The organism is Candidatus Endomicrobiellum trichonymphae (genome assembly GCF_002355835.1).
Taxonomy (GTDB): domain Bacteria; phylum Elusimicrobiota; class Endomicrobiia; order Endomicrobiales; family Endomicrobiaceae; genus Endomicrobiellum; species Endomicrobiellum trichonymphae.
The window spans coordinates 1074522-1090733 of sequence record NZ_AP017459.1 but is presented as its reverse complement, the minus strand read 5'-3'; the positions used below and the strand labels follow the sequence as shown (position 1 = coordinate 1090733).

The following is a 16212-nucleotide window of genomic DNA, read 5'->3' as shown; positions in this document are numbered from 1 at the left end:
ACAACAAACAAGAAAATAGTCATATTATTTTTTGAAAAGGCGATAAGTAGCAATACTTATTCAATATGGCAGTTTGAATTTATAAATCCGGATGATTATAACAGTATTAAACTTATTCGTTCTGAAAGTTTTAAGATAGTGGAAGATAGCGGAATAGAATGATACCAGATTTAAGTGTAAATTTTGCAGGAATTAAATTGAAAAATCCCGTACTTACGGCATCGGGTACTTTTGGCTACGGTTATGAACTTGCAGATTTAATTCCTTTAAAAAGACTCGGTGGGGTTGTGACAAAAACTGTTACTCTGGAACCGCGTGCGGGGAATTTGCAGCCGAGGATTGCCGAAGTTGCATCCGGAATATTAAATAGCATAGGCTTGCAGAATATCGGCGTTAGAGCTTTTATTGAAGAACCTCTTGAAAAATTAAACAAAATCGGTGTGCCTGTAATAGTAAGTGTTGCAGGAGCTGCAGTGGGCGAATATGTCGAGACAGTAAAAATATTGAGCAGCCAAAACGGCGTATCGGCAATAGAACTTAATTTGTCTTGTCCCAATTTGAAAAAGAAGATAGTCTGCCATGATTTGCCTTTGATGCGGGATGTTATAAGAGGCGTAAAAAAAGTATCGAGAGTTCCCGTTATTGCGAAACTTTCTCCGCTAGTAACTGATATTTCTGAACTTGCGTTAACGGCACAGAATGCAGGTGCTGACGGAGTAACGCTTACAAATACTTATCCGGCTATGGCGGTAGATATCCGTACTTTTAAACCTAAACTTTCCACAGTAAAAGGTGGGATGTCGGGTGCCTGCATAAAACCTATGTCGGTACGATGTGTGTATGATGCTTATCAGGACATAAAAATACCTATTATAGGCTGCGGCGGTATAATGATGGGGGAGGATGCCGTTGAATTTATTCTTGCCGGAGCGGCGGCTGTCAGTGTTGGAAGTTCAAGTTTAGTTTCCCCCGGGAACTTAATAGCAATTATTGATGGAATTGAGGATATATTGAAAGAAAAAAATATAAAATCCGTAAAAAAAATAATCGGCAGTATCAACAAAGTTAGAAATGCCTGATGATTTTTATTGCAGTCTGTTACTATGAAAAGCGGAGAGGCTTTGCCGCGAAACTTTGAAAAATCTAAAAAAGATAATGGATTTTCAAAGTTTTGTTTTTAGTAGTAGCTGCTGGCTTGTTTATTGCATCTGAGTTATACTGGGGGAGATGAATGAATAAAATTATTTTAGCATTAGACGTTTGCGATTTTAAAAAAGCTGAAAAACTTATAAGAGAAACGTCTTCTTACGTCGACGTTTATAAAGTGGGTCCGATGTTGTTTTTAAGGTTCGGCAGAGAGGTAGTAAAGATGATAAAAGACAGTGGAAAAGAGGTGTTTTTGGATTTAAAGTTTCACGATATACCCGCTACCGTAAAACGTTCTATTGAATCTGCGAAAGAACTCGGTGTTTTTAGTCTGACTGTTCATTCGACAGGTGGGGAAGAAATGCTTAAGGCTGCCACATCCGTCGAAAACAGACCCAGAATATGGGCGGTAACGGTTTTAACAAGTCAAATTACGGTTCCGCAGGAAGTTATAAAAAGAGCAAAACTCGCAAAAACCTGTGGGATTGACGGCGTAATATCGTCGCCGCTTGAAATAGGGCTTATAAAAAAAGAGTGCGGAAAAGAATTTAACGTTGTAACTCCAGGTATCAGACTCGCAAAGACTGACGATGATCAAAAAAGAGTGTCGACTCCGGAAGCTGCAGTTAAAGAAGGCGCGGATTTTATAGTTGTAGGAAGACCAATACTAGAAGCTGTAAATCCTGCTGAAGCTGCAAAAAGTATTTATGGGAGTATAATGAAAGATTAAATATGAAATATTCAATAGGAAAAACAAATAGGTTATTACTTGAAGGATTGAAAATAGGATTTTTGCTGCAGATAGGCAGTATAGGTCCTATTTGTATGCTGGTTTTTCGACTGTCGCTGTCTTTGCCGGTCAGTAAACTGCTTATGGGTGTCGTGGGTATAACGCTTTCAGACCTTATATACACTTTTTTAGCTGTTCTTTCAGTATCCGCTATGAAGAAAATACAACAATACCAGCGGATTTTGGATATTATTGTCGGTATTATATTAATTGTATTTGGAGTATTGTTCGCAACAACGGGAAATGCTGTTAATTCCGATACTTTTGGGGGACATGATTTGTTTATTTGGCTGTTCGGATTGAATACGGCAAATCCTATTACCATCGTGTTTATTGCTGGAATTTTTTCGCTTGAAATGAGCAAACGCGATATGGATTTGAAAGATGCAAGTATTTTTGGATTTGGTTTTTTGCTGACAACGCCTATATTTATGATTATTATAATTATTATCGGCAAGTTTGCAGGTGCGATTTTGCCAGATATCGTTGTTAAGATACTGAATATCATGATGGGAATTGTTCTGATATTTTTGGGATCAAAAAACGTATTTGGGGGGGAAAAGTCTGTTGAGGGAGGTAAAAAAATGCGACAGCGACAAGAAGAACTTAGAAAACTGTTCAAAAAAAACAGAGCTCTTTTAAACGGGCATTTTAAGCTTTCAAGCGGACTTCATTCGGATATGTATTTTCAGGCTGCTTTGATTTTGCAGTATCCTAAAGAAGCCGTTCGACTTGCTGAAGAACTTGCAAAGAAAATTAAAGAAAATAATATAAAAGTTGATGTTGTTGTATCTCCCGCGTTGGGCGGCGTTATTATAGGACACGAAATGGGCAGGGCTTTAGGCGTGCGGGCAATATTTACCGAGAGAATTGATAGTAAGGTCAGCTTGAGAAGAGGTTTTTTTGTAGATAAAAATGAGAAAGTTTTGGTAGTTGAAGATGTTATAACAACGGGTCTTTCAACGAAAGAAGCCATAGATTCTCTTAAATCCGCTGGAGCCGAAGCGTTGGTTGCCGTTGTGTCTCTTGTTGACAGAAGCGCAGGAAAAGTTGATTTTGGAGTTCCGAGGTTTTCTCTTTTAAGTCTTGAGGTGAAAAGTTTTAAAGAAGATGAATGTCCAATGTGTAAGGCAGGCAGCAACGCGGTGAAACCCGGCAGCAGAAAATAACGTTTAAAAATATGGCACGAACGGATGATTCTGCGGATGGTGCCGGTTCTTTTATTTGCTGGTTTTAATTTAAAATATTTTAAAAAAGTTTGTATTCAGCATATATAAAACCGCATATATCGCTTGCTGCATCTATATATGGTAGCTGGTTTGGTTGCTTTGGCAGTGTTGCTTTTGATGATGACGTCGATTTAGACAATTTTTGTAATTGCAGTGTCATATTTTTTGTAGTTCCTATCTGAAAAAAGAAGTGGAGATAGAATAAGTTCTTTTTTTGATAGATTTCACTAATATATTAATACTGTTCACTGCAGGTAATTGTATAGAACTATTGAAGAGATTGTCTGACAGGATCGTCGATATGACGTTTGCAGATACTCCTTTTAACTTGAGAAAAAAATACGGCAGATATTTCGTACTTAAAATTTGACAGCAAAAAACTCAAAACTGAAAAACCTGAAATTTATGAAAACCTTGCAAGAGAAGGATTTTTGACAAGGACGGAAGTATCAGATTCGTTAAGTTTTGAAACTAGGGAGCTTAAGATGGAAAGAAAAACATGGGTACAAAGAAATAACAGATAAAGAAGAAGTCGTTGAGCGTTTGTCGGCAAAACTTAAAAAGAAGCATAATTATCAAGACAGAGGCACGTCCCATAACAAGGACAAGCTTTTGGGAAGAATTAAAAGTAAATTGGGTTTGCCGGAAATAACATATTTTGACTACGATGACAAAAGCTTCGAGTGCGCCGAAGACGGTGTATATGACCAATTGAGCGGATTGGACGGAAAAATTAACCCTTGCTGCGTCTCCAAAGACCACTACTATTATGTAAAGAGAGTGGACGGCTGGGATTGTTTTGAGAAAGACGGGGAAATGTATTGTTTTATCGCGGGGGGGGGGGGGGTAATAAATAAATCCGAAATAATTTCTGATTACCAGACACCCGAATTAAACGTACTGTCGGCAGGATATGTTCAACAAAAACATTATTATGATGAACTGAACGGATTATATGGACGACGTTCTCCTATTTGTGTGCCCAAAAACTACGACTATGCTAAGCGTGTGGAATGATCATTTGAAAGATTGGGAATATCTTGATTGGTGTAAAATGTGGATTTTAGAGTTGGCAAGAGTTACAAAATCCACAGGTTCAATATTTTTACATCCTTATGGTCCGCTGGTTTCTGATGTGTGAACTGACATTCATAGACTAAAACACAATAAGTACAGGAAGGGGATACCCCCATCCTTGTCAACTGCCTGTCCATTTACTTGAGAGACTTATTTTAATGGCGACAGACGAAAATAATATTGTTTTATATCCTTTTGTAGGAACAGGAACAGCGGCTATTGCCGCGAAGAAATTAGGCAGACGTTATATAGGTTTTGATATTGACGATAATTATGTGGATATAGCAAAAAACAAGCCAAGCTAATATAGTGTTGAATCTAATTCTAAAATCGGCAGTTCTTGGGTAAGTTTCTATTTAGGCGAGATAATTACGCTGATGGATAAGGATTGAAATGATATAAAACAGTATTTTTATATTCCGACGAGAATGCAGGTATTGATAAACTGACGATAATTTTAAGGAATAAGTCAAAAGCTGTCTCAAATTATTGCGCCGTAAAAAAGGAAATTGGGGATTTGGCTCTTTTTGAGAATACAGAAAATTTTAAAATGATAAAAAAGTTTATTGAAAAATGCTAATATAAAAATCAGCGGACAAAACAAAAAGAGGAATAAAATGGCGATAACTTATAAAAAAGCAGGCGTCAATATCGATACCGGGAATGAGCTTGTGGAAAGACTTAAAAAGAAACTCCCCAAAATCGGAGGATTCGGCGGGTTATTTCCTATTGCAGGAACAAAATATAATCTTGTGAGTTCAACAGATGGTGTGGGAACAAAACTGAAAATTGCGTTCATGCTCAATAAGCATGATACGGTAGGAATAGATTTGGTTGCAATGAATGTCAACGATTTAATATGTGCAGGGGCAAAGCCTCTTTTCTTTTTAGATTATTTTGCCTGCGGTAAACTTAATGTAGATCGGGCGGAACAGGTTATTAGAGGCATAGCTAAGGGATGCGAGTTGTCTGGCTCGCAGCTTATCGGTGGCGAGACTGCCGAAATGCCCGACTTTTATAAAGACGGCGAGTACGACTTAGCGGGTTTTTCGGTAGGAATAATTGAAAAAGATAGAGAAATAAACGGAAGTAAAATAAAGTCCGGCGATATTATAATAGGGTTGCCGTCGAGCGGACCGCATTCAAACGGTTATTCTCTTATAAGAAAGGTTTTTTCGGACGGCGAATTAAAAAAGTACTCAAAACAGCTGCTTGCTCCTACAAGGATTTATGTTAAGGAAGTTCTTGCGTCTCTTGCAAAATTTAATTCAAAAGAACGAAATATAGCCGGCATTGCTCATATTACAGGTGGAGGTTTTTACGATAAAATAGAAAGGATTTTGCCTGAAAATGTCAGGGTTGTTATTGAAAAAAATTCATGGAGAGTTCCTGAGATTTTTAAAGTTATTCAGGAAAAGGGCAGAGTGTCGGAAAAAGATATTTACAGGACTCTTAATATGGGAATAGGCATGGTTTTAATTGTGCATTCTGAAATTGCTTTGCAGGTAAAAGAGTTTTTTAAAGGTGCAAAGGCAATAGGTTGTGTTAAAAAAGGCGAAAGAGGCGTTGAACTTGTATAATGTGAATATTAAATCGAAAGAGTTTTAAGCGGGCGCGGATTAAAGAAATGGACATATCAATTGGCAGGCATGTTTTTACGGTAGTATTGACTTTGTAAACAGCGGGAATCAGTCTGTCTGTTGCAATATTTCTTTTATCTGTGACGCTGCTGGGAGATTCTTTAATTTATGCGGATGAAAATTCAAAGTTGGAATTAAAAAGTATTGAAGATGAAAAAATGAAGCGACAGAAAGAATTAGATCGAATTTTGGAAAAAATTGGAAGTTTGTCAAAAGAGAATAGAACTGATTTGCTGATATATGAAATGAAAAGATTAAGGAAACTAGAAAGTGAGGAAAAAGTAAAAATAATGAAATTGGAAAGAAAAAGAAAGTATAAGAAAATAGAACCAATTAAACTGACAATAGGACATGTAGTGGTAATACCTGCTTTTTTATTTTTATTTGTGCATTTTTAATAAGTTTTCGCTTAGATATAAGTGTTTATAATCCTAGTTTTGTGTATTATTTTTTTCCGGTTGTGCAGTAAGTATGCTTTACAAAACTTTAAAATATGTTCAGCAGGTATCTTTTGCAGGCATAGAAAAATCTAAAAGAATAGATGTAGAAACTCTTGCAACTGCCTTTTTTAAAAGAATGAGTTAAAGAAAAAAGAATAGGATCAGTATTTTGGACATTAACGTTTATAGCATGCGGCTTAATAGCTTTCTTATGTGATTCTAATATTTCTCTTTTGGAGTTGATTGCAGCCATAGGCATCCTTCACTTAATTGATACAGGGCAGGATACTGACATAAAAAACTTTAATGGGCTGTTTTTTGGCAGTGTAGCGTTTCTTATTAATTTATGGAATAAAAATAGACTTAAGCGGGAATATCCCAATAGGAAACGGTTATATTTTCACAAGCTGTAAGGAAATAAGGCTGGTTAAATCAATAAGCGATAAAATATTTTGCGCCGCGAGGAATTTAATTTTGATTTTCTTGACCCTTAAAGGTTCTTGTCTCGTAGTATCATTACAATAATGAAAGAGAGAAAAAATAGAGGTTATATTGTGAAACGTCTTGCAATTTTAGTTTCCGGCTCTGGTTCTAATATGCAGTCTATAGCAGATTCCACAAATAGAGGAATCTTAAAAGGACTTGCTGCAATTGTTTTGGTTATTTCAAATAATCCGAACGCTTACGCTCTTAGGCGGGCAGAAAATGAGAATATAAAAGCCGTTTGTATAGAAAGAAAGGATTTTGAAGATGAAAAATCTTTTAACGGCGCAATATTAGAAGAACTGCAGAACACAAAAGTGGATATTGTCTGTCTTGCCGGTTATATGAGAATGATAGGACAAGAAATAATGGATGTTTACCGCGGCAGAATGTTGAATATACATCCCGCTCTTCTGCCGAAATTCGGCGGGAAAGGAATGTACGGGTATCATGTTCATGAAGCCGTTGTGAAAGCCGGAGAAAAAAAATCCGGAGTAACAGTGCATTTTGTGGAAGAAGAATATGATACCGGGAAAATAGTTATACAACGGGAAGTTGAAGTGTTTAAGAGCTATACTCCGCAAGATGTTGCGAAGAAAGTTTTAGCTGTAGAACACCGCATATATCCGGAAGCAATAAAAAAAGTTGTTGAAAACGAACTCTGAGAACGGTTGAGATTTTCAATACGGGTAAAAAAGTTTTTATTATGCGCAAGCAGGGTTTAAGTAAATTTTCAGATTAAAATAAATAAATATAAGAGGTTAGAAAATGATACGGCGTTATACAAAACCTGAAATGGCTGCTATCTGGTCAGATGAAAATAGATTTAAAAAAATGCTTGACGTTGAAATTTTTGCTGCTGAGGCTATGTCAGAACTCGGCACGGTTCCTGAAAAAGCTGTGGAAATAATAAAGAAAAAAGCAAAAATTAACGTTGAAAGAATTAATGAAATCGAGCTTACCGTTAAACACGATGTAATATCTTTTCTGACCGCAGTTGTTGAGACTACTGGTCCCGATGGCAGGTTTTTGCATTTAGGTATGACTTCTTCCGATGTTTTGGATACTGCTACCGGGGCACAGTTAAAACAGGCGTCGAGACTGCTTATTGGCGAAACAAAGAAGCTGACTGTTATAATATCCGACTTGGCAAAGAAATATAAGATGACTCCCATAATGGGAAGAACGCATGGCGTTCATGCAGAACCTATGACATTTGGTTTGAAAGCGGCTTCATGGTACTGTGAGGTTATGAGATCTTTAGACAGACTCAATTTTGCTCTTGAAACTGTAAGTTACGGGAAAATCTCCGGCGCAGTAGGGACTATGGCGCACTTAGACCCGAAAGTTGAAGAATATGTGTGTAAAAAAATGGGTTTAAAGCCGGAGACTGTATCGACACAGATTATTCCGCGCGACAGGTATTCAATTTATTTTTCAACGCTTGCTCATTTAGGTTCAGCTCTTGAAAGAATTGCAACGGAAATAAGACATCTGCAGAAAACTGAAGTTGTGGAAGCCGAAGAACCTTTTACAAAAGGACAAAAAGGCTCGTCGGCAATGCCTCACAAGCGAAATCCGATAATTTCTGAAAATATATGCGGTCTCGCAAGACTTCTGAGAGGTTATGCCGCAACTGCAATGGAAAATATTGCCCTTTGGCATGAACGCGATATAAGCCATTCATCTACGGAAAGAATTATGTTTCCCGATGCTTCTATAATTTCGCATTATATGCTTATAAGAATGCAGACTTTGTTGTCTGGACTTAATGTTTATCCCGAAAATATGCAGATAAATATGGATAAAACAAAAGACGTTATTTTCTCCGGCACGCTGTTGCTTTCTCTTGTAGATAAAGGAATGTCTAGAGAAGATGCTTACGCGGTGGTTCAGGCTGCTGCTTTTGACGCAAGAGATAATAAAATATCTTTGGAAGAAGCATATTTAAAAAGCTGGGACATAAAAAAATATTTGAGTGCGGAAGAGATAAAGAGAGACTGCGATGTCAAGTCACAGTTTAAAAATATTGACTATATTTTTAAACGGACATTTAACGAGTAGGAATGTGTTTTAAATAAAGCAAAGGTTGCTTTACGCTTCAATATATATGCCGGATACTTCTTTTTATGACTGGGGATTGACAAAATGAAAAAAAATTATTATAATACTTATATACTAATAATATAATATTATTAGTAAAAAAACAGAAAAGGCGCTGAAGGTTAAAATCTTTAGCGTTTTTGCTTTTTTTAGAAAAGGAGAACAATCAAAAGTGAACAATTTTGACAGAGGATGGATTTTAACATGTTTTGGAACTGCTGTCGGAGCAGGTATGTTGTTTTTGCCGATTCAAGCCGGGCCGGGCGGTATTTGGCCTGTTATATTACTGGCGCTGATAATTTTCCCGCTTACTTACGTTTCGCACAGCGGAATAACCAGGATAGTTGCTTCTTGTCCTGAAGCTACAGATATTGTCGGAGCAATAGAACATGACTTGGGTCGTACAGTGGGATTTACTATATCCATTCTTTACTTTTTATCCATTGTTAGCGCTTGTATTGGATACTCTATAGGATTGACGAATATTATAAATACGTTTTTGGTTAATCAAATGCATCTTACTGAAATATCAAGACCTTTGCTTACACTGATTATTCTCTTATCTATGACAGCGATGCTGTTTGGAAATGAAAAAACTGTGGTTCTTGTTACGTCTGCTTTAACATTTCCTTTGATAGTTCTATTAGTTTTTGTTTCTGCGTATATGATTCCGCATTGGAATTTATCAATTCTTTATGAACCTACTACAATAAGAAATTTCACAAAACATTCGCTTCTGCTTTTACCGCTTTTAGTTTTCGCAATGAATTTTTCGCCGGTTTGCTCTTCACTAGCTGCATTTTACAGAAAACAATACAACAGAATTGATGAAGCAATCAAACATACAGATCTTGTCGTCAAATGGACTTCTGTTCTTTTGTTGATTTTTGTTATGTTTTTTGTGATTTCTCTATGTTTTTGTATTACGCCTGAAATTCTGTTTAATGCCAACAAGAATAATACGGATGCGCTGACAACACTTTCTTTAGCTTATAACAGTCCTATTTTGCAGTATATTTTTCCGGTTGTTTCATTTCTTGCCATAGCAAGTTCGTATTTTGGACATTTTGAAGGAACCAGAGAAGGTTTGAACGGTATTATTGTCCAAATCATAACTTGGAAAAACCCTGCGCGTAAAAGCACTCTGGATCTTGAGAAAATGAGGAATGTCAGCACTGCAGTGTTGTTTGCCATAATATGGTTTTTGTCGGTTTCTAATCTTTCAATTTTGTTTGTACTCGGAGCTTTGTCTGCGCCTATAGTTGCTATATATGCATATCTGATGCCTGTTATGATGATGAAGCGTATTCCAAGATTGCTTATATATCGTTCAAAATTAGCGGCTTTTGTTTTTGTTATGGGTATATTTACGTTAGTCGGATATTATGTCGGAAAAATTATGTAATAAAAATAAATACTCTGCAGCGGCAGACTGATAAGACAACTCCAATGTCTGTATTTGGTTTCTGAAAATATGTCCCGGACTTTCTAGTTCTGTGATTTTTCTTATAATGACAATCTCTTAAATGCTTTTTTGAGAAATCAGATATGTAATATTTATTCTGCTGCCATCGTCTAGCGGTTCAGGACATCGCCCTCTCAAGGCGGAGATCACGGGTTCAAATCCCGTTGGCAGCGCTTTACTTTATATTTTGAATACGCACTACAAGCTGCTATCTAGTTATACGCTCTAGTATGAACAGCATATTAACATTAAACAGTAATAAATTTGAGTTTTGTTTTTCATGTTAATTGACTGTTTGTTTTCAGTGGTAAACTTGTCGGTAGCAACAGTCCCTTAACTGTCAGCTAAATCCTTTTTTCTTTTTATCATATTTAAAGCATAATCTATTATATTGATAGGATGATTCAGGTATTAGGACGCTGATGTAAATGTTGCCCAAACTCAAAAATATTTTATGCGCCCATAGCTCAATCGGATAGAGCATTTGACTACGAATCAAAAGGTTAGAGGTTCAACTCCTCTTGGGCGCGCTCTTTTATCTAAATATATTCTTTACAATAAAAAAGCCGATGAATAATATTTAAAGCGGGTAATTTATATTTAACAGATTTTTAATAGAGCATAATAAAATTCAAATTTTTGTGTTCTAATAAGTTAGTCTATAAAAGTTGTGGTCAAATTTATTAGACAGTAATAAAACCAAAACTATTGTTATCTATTCGTTTTGAATAAAAGATATGTGAAACAGTTTGCTATGAAGATGTTATACTGTAGTAGGAGATGTGAATGGATCCTTATATTCCTGTAAAACTGCCTGTCAGAAATATTAATTGGTAAAAGTTAACAATTTTGTTAAGGGAAACTAATACTGAAATAGGTAGATATGACGGACTGTTGGAGTGTATGTCGAATCCTGAAATACTGCTTTCAACGTTAGTAAGAAAGGATGCTGAATTATCTTCAAAAATTTAAGGCACTAAGTTAACAATGAGTGAAGTTTTGGAGTACAAAGCTGGTGAAAATATAACAGATGGTAGGAAAATAGAAGAGATAAATGTTTTGCAGAATTACAGGAAAACGTTGAGGTGGGCAGAAGACAAGTTAAGAAACGATAGAGAGCTTTTCTTTATCGTTTTTAAAAGAAATGCGTATATACGTATGCGTAATTCCCGCTGGGACAGTTCTGCGCATCCCGGCGATTTCAGGATAAAACAGGTTTTTATAGGGGAAAAAGATGCATCAATAGAACAGACAATTTATATTCTGCCGGAACGTTCCCTCATACTTGAATATATAAAGAATTGTGAAGATTACTTGAGAAACAGTCTGGAAGAACGGCTTATTAAGACGGCTGTTATACACGTGCAACTTGAAATTATACATCCTTTTGACGAAGGAAACGGCAGAATGCTGATAACATTGTTTCTATATTTAAGCGGTTTTTGCACAGACCTATATGAGCCAATATTTAGAAAATAGCAGAAATTGATAATTGTTGCGGAAATTGTAATGATTGTGTAAGTGCCACACAATGTATGTAATAAAAATAAAAGGGGAAAGTAAAATGAAAAAGTTAATTGCGGTATTGATGTGTGTGTTGATGGTATCGCAGGTATCATTTGCAGGAGGTATTATTGATAAAAGGAATGTTAAGGATAGTTTTGAAAATCTTGAGGAAAAACGCATTGAGGGGACTTTAACATACAGAGAAGCCGTTATTTATCGCGACAATATTGAAATAGACAGAATACAGGCGGAAGGAATAGAAAGCAAGGATGCTAAAATATCTTTGGATAAAGTTAAAAAAATGGCATTTTTATACGAAGTAAGATGGTGGAGTGTTTGGACTGTGTGTTTTTTGACGTTAGTAGGTTTAAGAGTATATTTGGAAATGAAATAAAAAAACAGGTATTATGAATCATTGCGGAACATATCTCAAAATAACCAATGGCAGGAATGAATAGAATTCTTTTTTGCAGCTGTAAAAGAGCGAACAAAAAATAATACAAAAAAGTAAAAGAGATAAATGAGTTGTACGAACATAAAAGTGAAAAATTCAAAGAAGCTACAAAATCACGGTATTATAAAGATGCGCTTGATATTTTTTTTAAAAGACCGATAATAAATTCAGCTGTTTTTGCGGAAGAAAGTAAAATAGAATCGCAGAATACGGCGAGAAATATTCTTAGGAGATTAAGAAAATAGCGGACTTATTAAAAAAATAATAACGGGTAAAGGACAGTCGACTCCATATATTTATTTGCAGATATTATAAATTTACTCGAGTAAAAAGTGGCAGTTATGTTTTTTATATTAGAATGATGCATAATGAACAGTAATGAAGATATAAGGTATTTTGATTTTAAAGTCGTGTAGCAAAAAAGGAATAGGATGCTTAGTCGTAGACAAGGTTAAAGAGGAATAAATTATAGTTACGGTAGGTAAGGATGGACTAATAAGACTTGTGTCAGGTGCAATAAAGGTTGTTTATCTTACATGTACGCCCTATTAAAACGTCTAAAGTATTTCAGGTAAACTAGACGAAGTTAAAACATAAGCAGACAAAATAAAATGAATAATATGTAAAAGAAATTTTGCTTAACCTGAAACTCGGGTTTTATAATATTTACCTTGAGATTATCTTGTCGGCAAACGAACGCGAATAATCGTGTATAAAAGCTTGTCTTTATTTATATTATGTTATAATGAAGAAGTAGAATTGTGTTTGAAAGATTGAATTTATTTTCAGTTAGCTAGCTTTTGGAAGATTTTTTTAAAAGTAAAAATATTGCGACAGGGGACGGAAAATGAGTTTAAGAGAAAAAGTAGAAAAAGCTTTAGAATCTGTAAGACCTCACTTGCAGGCGGACTGCGGCGATGTTGAATTAATAGATGTAAGCGAAGATGGAATTGTGAAAGTAAAACTTACCGGATCCTGCGGAGGTTGTCCTATGGCTGCTATGACTTTGCAGTACGGCGTTACAAATACAATTAAACAGGCAGTTCCCGAAGTAAAAGATGTCCAATCGATATAAAAATTTAATTCATCTGATACAGTCATGCAGTAATTTATTAATAAAGGTAAAAAAATGAAAATAAAAATACGCGTCCCGTCAACAACGGCAAATCTAGGTCCTGGGTTTGATGTTTTTGGAGCGGCTTTGTCGCTATACAATGAATTTGAATCGGAATATGTTCCAAATGCTAGAAAAACAAGTTTTATATTGGATGGCGAAGGGGAAAAATTGCTTCCGAAAGGCGAGGAAAATCTCGTTTGGCAGTCAATGTTGGAAACTTTTAAGGTTTTGGAAGAAGATAAATATAATTTAAAAAATTTGAATATAAGAATTAAAACGGGCATTCCTTTAAACGGAGGGCTTGGATCTAGTGCTTCGGCTATAGTTGGAGGTATTGCTCTTGCAAACGTTTTGTGCGGAAAAGAATTGGATAAATCTCAGATTGCAGATCTTGCCGTTAAAATTGAAGGGCATCCCGATAATGTTGCTCCGGCGGTTTTCGGAGGTTTGTGTGCGTGCAGTAAAGACGGAGATGGAGATCATGGAATTGTCTTGCATCTGCCTATTCCAAAACTTAAAGTTGTTTTATGTATTCCGTCTTTTGAGCTGAGAACAAAACACGCAAGACAGATTTTGCCTGAGAGCATTGGCTTAAAGGATGTAGTTTTTAATATTTCAAGAGTTGCGATGCTTACGGCCGCTTTTTGCCGCGGGGATTATTCGCTTCTCAAACAAGGCATGCAGGATAAAGTTCATCAGTTGTACAGAGGGAAAATGATTCCCGCTATGGATGAGGTTTTTGAAGCAGCGATATCTGCCGGGGCTTACGGTGCGTTTCTTTCAGGATCTGGACCTGCGCTTGCCGCTTTTTGTAAAGAGGAAGATGGGTTAAACGTCCAAAAGGCTATGGTGAAAAGGTGGGAGAAAGAGAATATTTCGATAAAATCACATATACTGGATTTTGATACTAAAGGTGTTTTAGAAGTTTAGATGTAATTTAAATTAACAGATTCGTTATTCATTTGTTGTTTGCTGAGAATTGTTGTCGGAAATCTTCAGTTAAGAATGTGACAAAAGACATAATCTCTCAGACTCAGACATCCAGAGATTGATGTTTTTTCTTTATTCTGGCGAATTCAATTTTAACCAGATCGTTTTTGGTGCGGTTATAGTGCCCCGTATCCAGTGGACACGGTACGTAATTTTCGAGGGCAGTGTATTTGAGAAAGAAGCTAAGCTGTGGCAATAGTAATTTCGGGGCAAACTCGGAGTAACACGTCTTTGGGCGTGTTTGAAATAGTTGTAATTTTAGGAGAAAATAAGATGGCTCTTGTGGTAATGAAATTCGGAGGTTCTTCCGTAGCAGATGCTGATAAGATAAAATATGTTGCCGGTAAAATAGTTGCGAAAAGTAAAGCCGGCAATAAAGTTGTCGTTGTGGTTTCGGCACCAGGCGATACAACAGACAATTTGCTTGAAATGGCTGGCAAAATTACGTCTAATCCTCCGTCTAGGGAAATGGATATGCTGCTTTCAACTGGTGAGATGATTTCAATTTCGCTTCTGGCAATGGCAATCGATTCTGTAGGCTCAAGAGTAATTTCTATGACCGGACCACAGGCGGGAATTTCGGCGGATGCAGATCATACGCGCGCAAAAATTAAGAAAATCAATCAGAAAAAGGTTAAAGGTCAGCTTGCGAAAAACAATATCGTCATAGTCGCAGGCTTTCAGGCTTTAAATCCCAACGGAGACATAACTACGTTAGGCAGAGGAGGATCGGATTTAACTGCTGTTGCTTTAGCGGCGGCGTTAGAGGCTGATTCATGTGAAATATATTCTGATGTCGAGGGTGTATATACTACTGATCCCAGAATTGTAAAGGACGCAAGAAAAATTGACTGCGTATCTTATGACGAAATGCTTGAAATGGCAGGATCTGGCGCTCAGGTGTTGCAGTCAAGAAGTGTTGAAGTCGCAAAAAAGTTCGGCGTTGAAATACATTCGAGAAGCACTTTCAACGAAAATCAGGGAACTATAATAACAAGCGAAGAAAAAATCAGGAGGAAGCAGATGGAAGATTTGCTCATTTCAGGAATAACTTTTGATAAAAATCAGGTAAAATTTACGATAATAGATTTGCCGGATCTTCCGGGAGTTGCCGCAAAAATTTTCGGCAGACTTGCAGAAATCGGAGTTAATGTAGATATGATTATTCAATCTGCAGCTGTTGATAAGAAAAATGATATTTCATTTACTGTAAGCAAACAGAATATGAAAAAAACGCAGGTGGAACTTGACAGGACAATTCCTGAATTTAAGGCTACAAGTACAAGCGTTATTTGCGATGAACATATCGCAAAAGTTTCGATTATCGGCATAGGTATGAAAAGCAATCCGGGTGTAGCGGCGCAGATGTTTGAAGTACTTTACAAAAAAGGCATAAATATTGAAATGATTTCCACAAGTGAAATTAAAATATCGTGTATTGTCGATGAAGTTGATATAGTAAAGGCGGTTGAGGAACTGCATAAAAGTTTTGGTTTATCCAAAAAAAATCAGGAGAATTTATTGTGAAATCAGAAGGATTTACATTGGTAGAATTTGTAATAGTGATTAGTATAGTAGGCATATTGAGCATTATAGCCGTTCCCATTTACAGAAGCTATATAGAAAAAACAAAGACGGTGCAGAATATTTCTGATGTTAAAGAATCCGCAGTAGAAAATATTTCTTTAAAAGAAGTGCCGGTCGGTGTTTCCAGCGAAAATGTTACGGCGGATAAAAGCGGCGACAAGGATGTTCGCGTTGCATAGAAGTTA

The 16212-nt window shown here is 36.3% G+C and carries 20 protein-coding genes and 2 tRNA genes; all 22 read left to right on the top strand.

Annotated elements, in window-relative coordinates:
* Positions 1–15 precede the first annotated feature (15 nt).
* Positions 16–162 (top strand): hypothetical protein, encoded by a 147-nt coding sequence (locus RSTT_RS07210; protein WP_371828468.1) that lies wholly within the window; start codon positions 16–18, stop codon positions 160–162.
* Positions 159–1079, top strand: coding sequence for a dihydroorotate dehydrogenase (locus RSTT_RS05610; RefSeq protein WP_096525970.1), 921 nt, complete (start codon positions 159–161; stop codon positions 1077–1079). Before RSTT_RS07210 ends, RSTT_RS05610 begins: the two co-directional genes overlap by 4 nt.
* Positions 1080–1231: 152 nt before the next feature.
* Positions 1232–1876, top strand: a complete 645-nt coding sequence (gene pyrF / locus RSTT_RS05605) for an orotidine-5'-phosphate decarboxylase (protein WP_015423746.1) — start codon at positions 1232–1234, stop codon at positions 1874–1876.
* A gap of 2 nt (positions 1877–1878) precedes the next feature.
* Positions 1879–3105 (top strand): orotate phosphoribosyltransferase, encoded by a 1227-nt coding sequence (gene pyrE / locus RSTT_RS05600; protein WP_096525969.1) that lies wholly within the window; start codon positions 1879–1881, stop codon positions 3103–3105.
* Between the two features lie 525 nt (positions 3106–3630).
* Positions 3631–4182, top strand: coding sequence for a hypothetical protein (locus RSTT_RS05595; RefSeq protein WP_096525968.1), 552 nt, complete (start codon positions 3631–3633; stop codon positions 4180–4182).
* Between the two features lie 4 nt (positions 4183–4186).
* Complete coding sequence (locus RSTT_RS06705; RefSeq protein ID WP_231941951.1) at positions 4187–4306, top strand: site-specific DNA-methyltransferase; 120 nt, start codon at positions 4187–4189, stop codon at positions 4304–4306.
* A 94-nt stretch (positions 4307–4400) separates the two neighbouring features.
* Positions 4401–4547, top strand: a complete 147-nt coding sequence (locus tag RSTT_RS06605; protein ID WP_231941950.1) for a DNA methyltransferase — start codon at positions 4401–4403, stop codon at positions 4545–4547.
* Between the two features lie 312 nt (positions 4548–4859).
* A complete protein-coding gene (gene purM / locus RSTT_RS05585) occupies positions 4860–5822 on the top strand; it encodes a phosphoribosylformylglycinamidine cyclo-ligase (RefSeq protein ID WP_096526028.1) in 963 nt (320 codons plus the stop codon).
* A gap of 140 nt (positions 5823–5962) precedes the next feature.
* The gene (locus RSTT_RS05580; RefSeq protein ID WP_015423742.1) at positions 5963–6280 is read left to right on the top strand and encodes a hypothetical protein; all 318 of its coding nucleotides are present in this window, start codon (positions 5963–5965) and stop codon (positions 6278–6280) included.
* 566 nt (positions 6281–6846) lie between these two features.
* Positions 6847–7470: a phosphoribosylglycinamide formyltransferase gene (purN, locus tag RSTT_RS05575; protein WP_096525967.1), complete on the top strand. Its 624-nt coding sequence runs from the start codon at positions 6847–6849 to the stop codon at positions 7468–7470.
* Between the two features lie 103 nt (positions 7471–7573).
* Positions 7574–8869, top strand: coding sequence for an adenylosuccinate lyase (gene purB / locus RSTT_RS05570; RefSeq protein ID WP_015423740.1), 1296 nt, complete (start codon positions 7574–7576; stop codon positions 8867–8869).
* Positions 8870–9080: 211 nt separating this feature from the next.
* Positions 9081–10313: an amino acid permease gene (locus tag RSTT_RS05565; RefSeq protein WP_096525966.1), complete on the top strand. Its 1233-nt coding sequence runs from the start codon at positions 9081–9083 to the stop codon at positions 10311–10313.
* Positions 10314–10472: 159 nt separating this feature from the next.
* A tRNA-Glu gene (locus RSTT_RS05560) sits at positions 10473–10546 on the top strand.
* A gap of 283 nt (positions 10547–10829) precedes the next feature.
* Positions 10830–10903, top strand: a tRNA-Arg gene (locus tag RSTT_RS05555).
* 319 nt (positions 10904–11222) lie between these two features.
* Positions 11223–11345 (top strand): Fic/DOC family N-terminal domain-containing protein, encoded by a 123-nt coding sequence (locus RSTT_RS07160; RefSeq protein ID WP_158302861.1) that lies wholly within the window; start codon positions 11223–11225, stop codon positions 11343–11345.
* A 15-nt stretch (positions 11346–11360) separates the two neighbouring features.
* A complete protein-coding gene (locus RSTT_RS05545) occupies positions 11361–11852 on the top strand; it encodes a Fic family protein (protein WP_096525965.1) in 492 nt (163 codons plus the stop codon).
* 85 nt (positions 11853–11937) lie between these two features.
* A complete protein-coding gene (locus RSTT_RS05540) occupies positions 11938–12273 on the top strand; it encodes a hypothetical protein (RefSeq protein ID WP_149030058.1) in 336 nt (111 codons plus the stop codon).
* 131 nt (positions 12274–12404) lie between these two features.
* The gene (locus tag RSTT_RS06290; protein ID WP_172412893.1) at positions 12405–12578 is read left to right on the top strand and encodes a hypothetical protein; all 174 of its coding nucleotides are present in this window, start codon (positions 12405–12407) and stop codon (positions 12576–12578) included.
* A gap of 602 nt (positions 12579–13180) precedes the next feature.
* The gene (locus tag RSTT_RS05535; RefSeq protein WP_015423738.1) at positions 13181–13408 is read left to right on the top strand and encodes a NifU family protein; all 228 of its coding nucleotides are present in this window, start codon (positions 13181–13183) and stop codon (positions 13406–13408) included.
* 54 nt (positions 13409–13462) lie between these two features.
* The gene (gene thrB, locus RSTT_RS05530) at positions 13463–14380 is read left to right on the top strand and encodes a homoserine kinase (RefSeq protein WP_015423737.1); all 918 of its coding nucleotides are present in this window, start codon (positions 13463–13465) and stop codon (positions 14378–14380) included.
* A 249-nt stretch (positions 14381–14629) separates the two neighbouring features.
* The gene (locus RSTT_RS05525; protein ID WP_197701999.1) at positions 14630–15967 is read left to right on the top strand and encodes an aspartate kinase; all 1338 of its coding nucleotides are present in this window, start codon (positions 14630–14632) and stop codon (positions 15965–15967) included.
* Positions 15964–16206, top strand: coding sequence for a type IV pilin protein (locus RSTT_RS05520; protein WP_172412892.1), 243 nt, complete (start codon positions 15964–15966; stop codon positions 16204–16206). Before RSTT_RS05525 ends, RSTT_RS05520 begins: the two co-directional genes overlap by 4 nt.
* Positions 16207–16212: the final 6 nt, after the last annotated feature.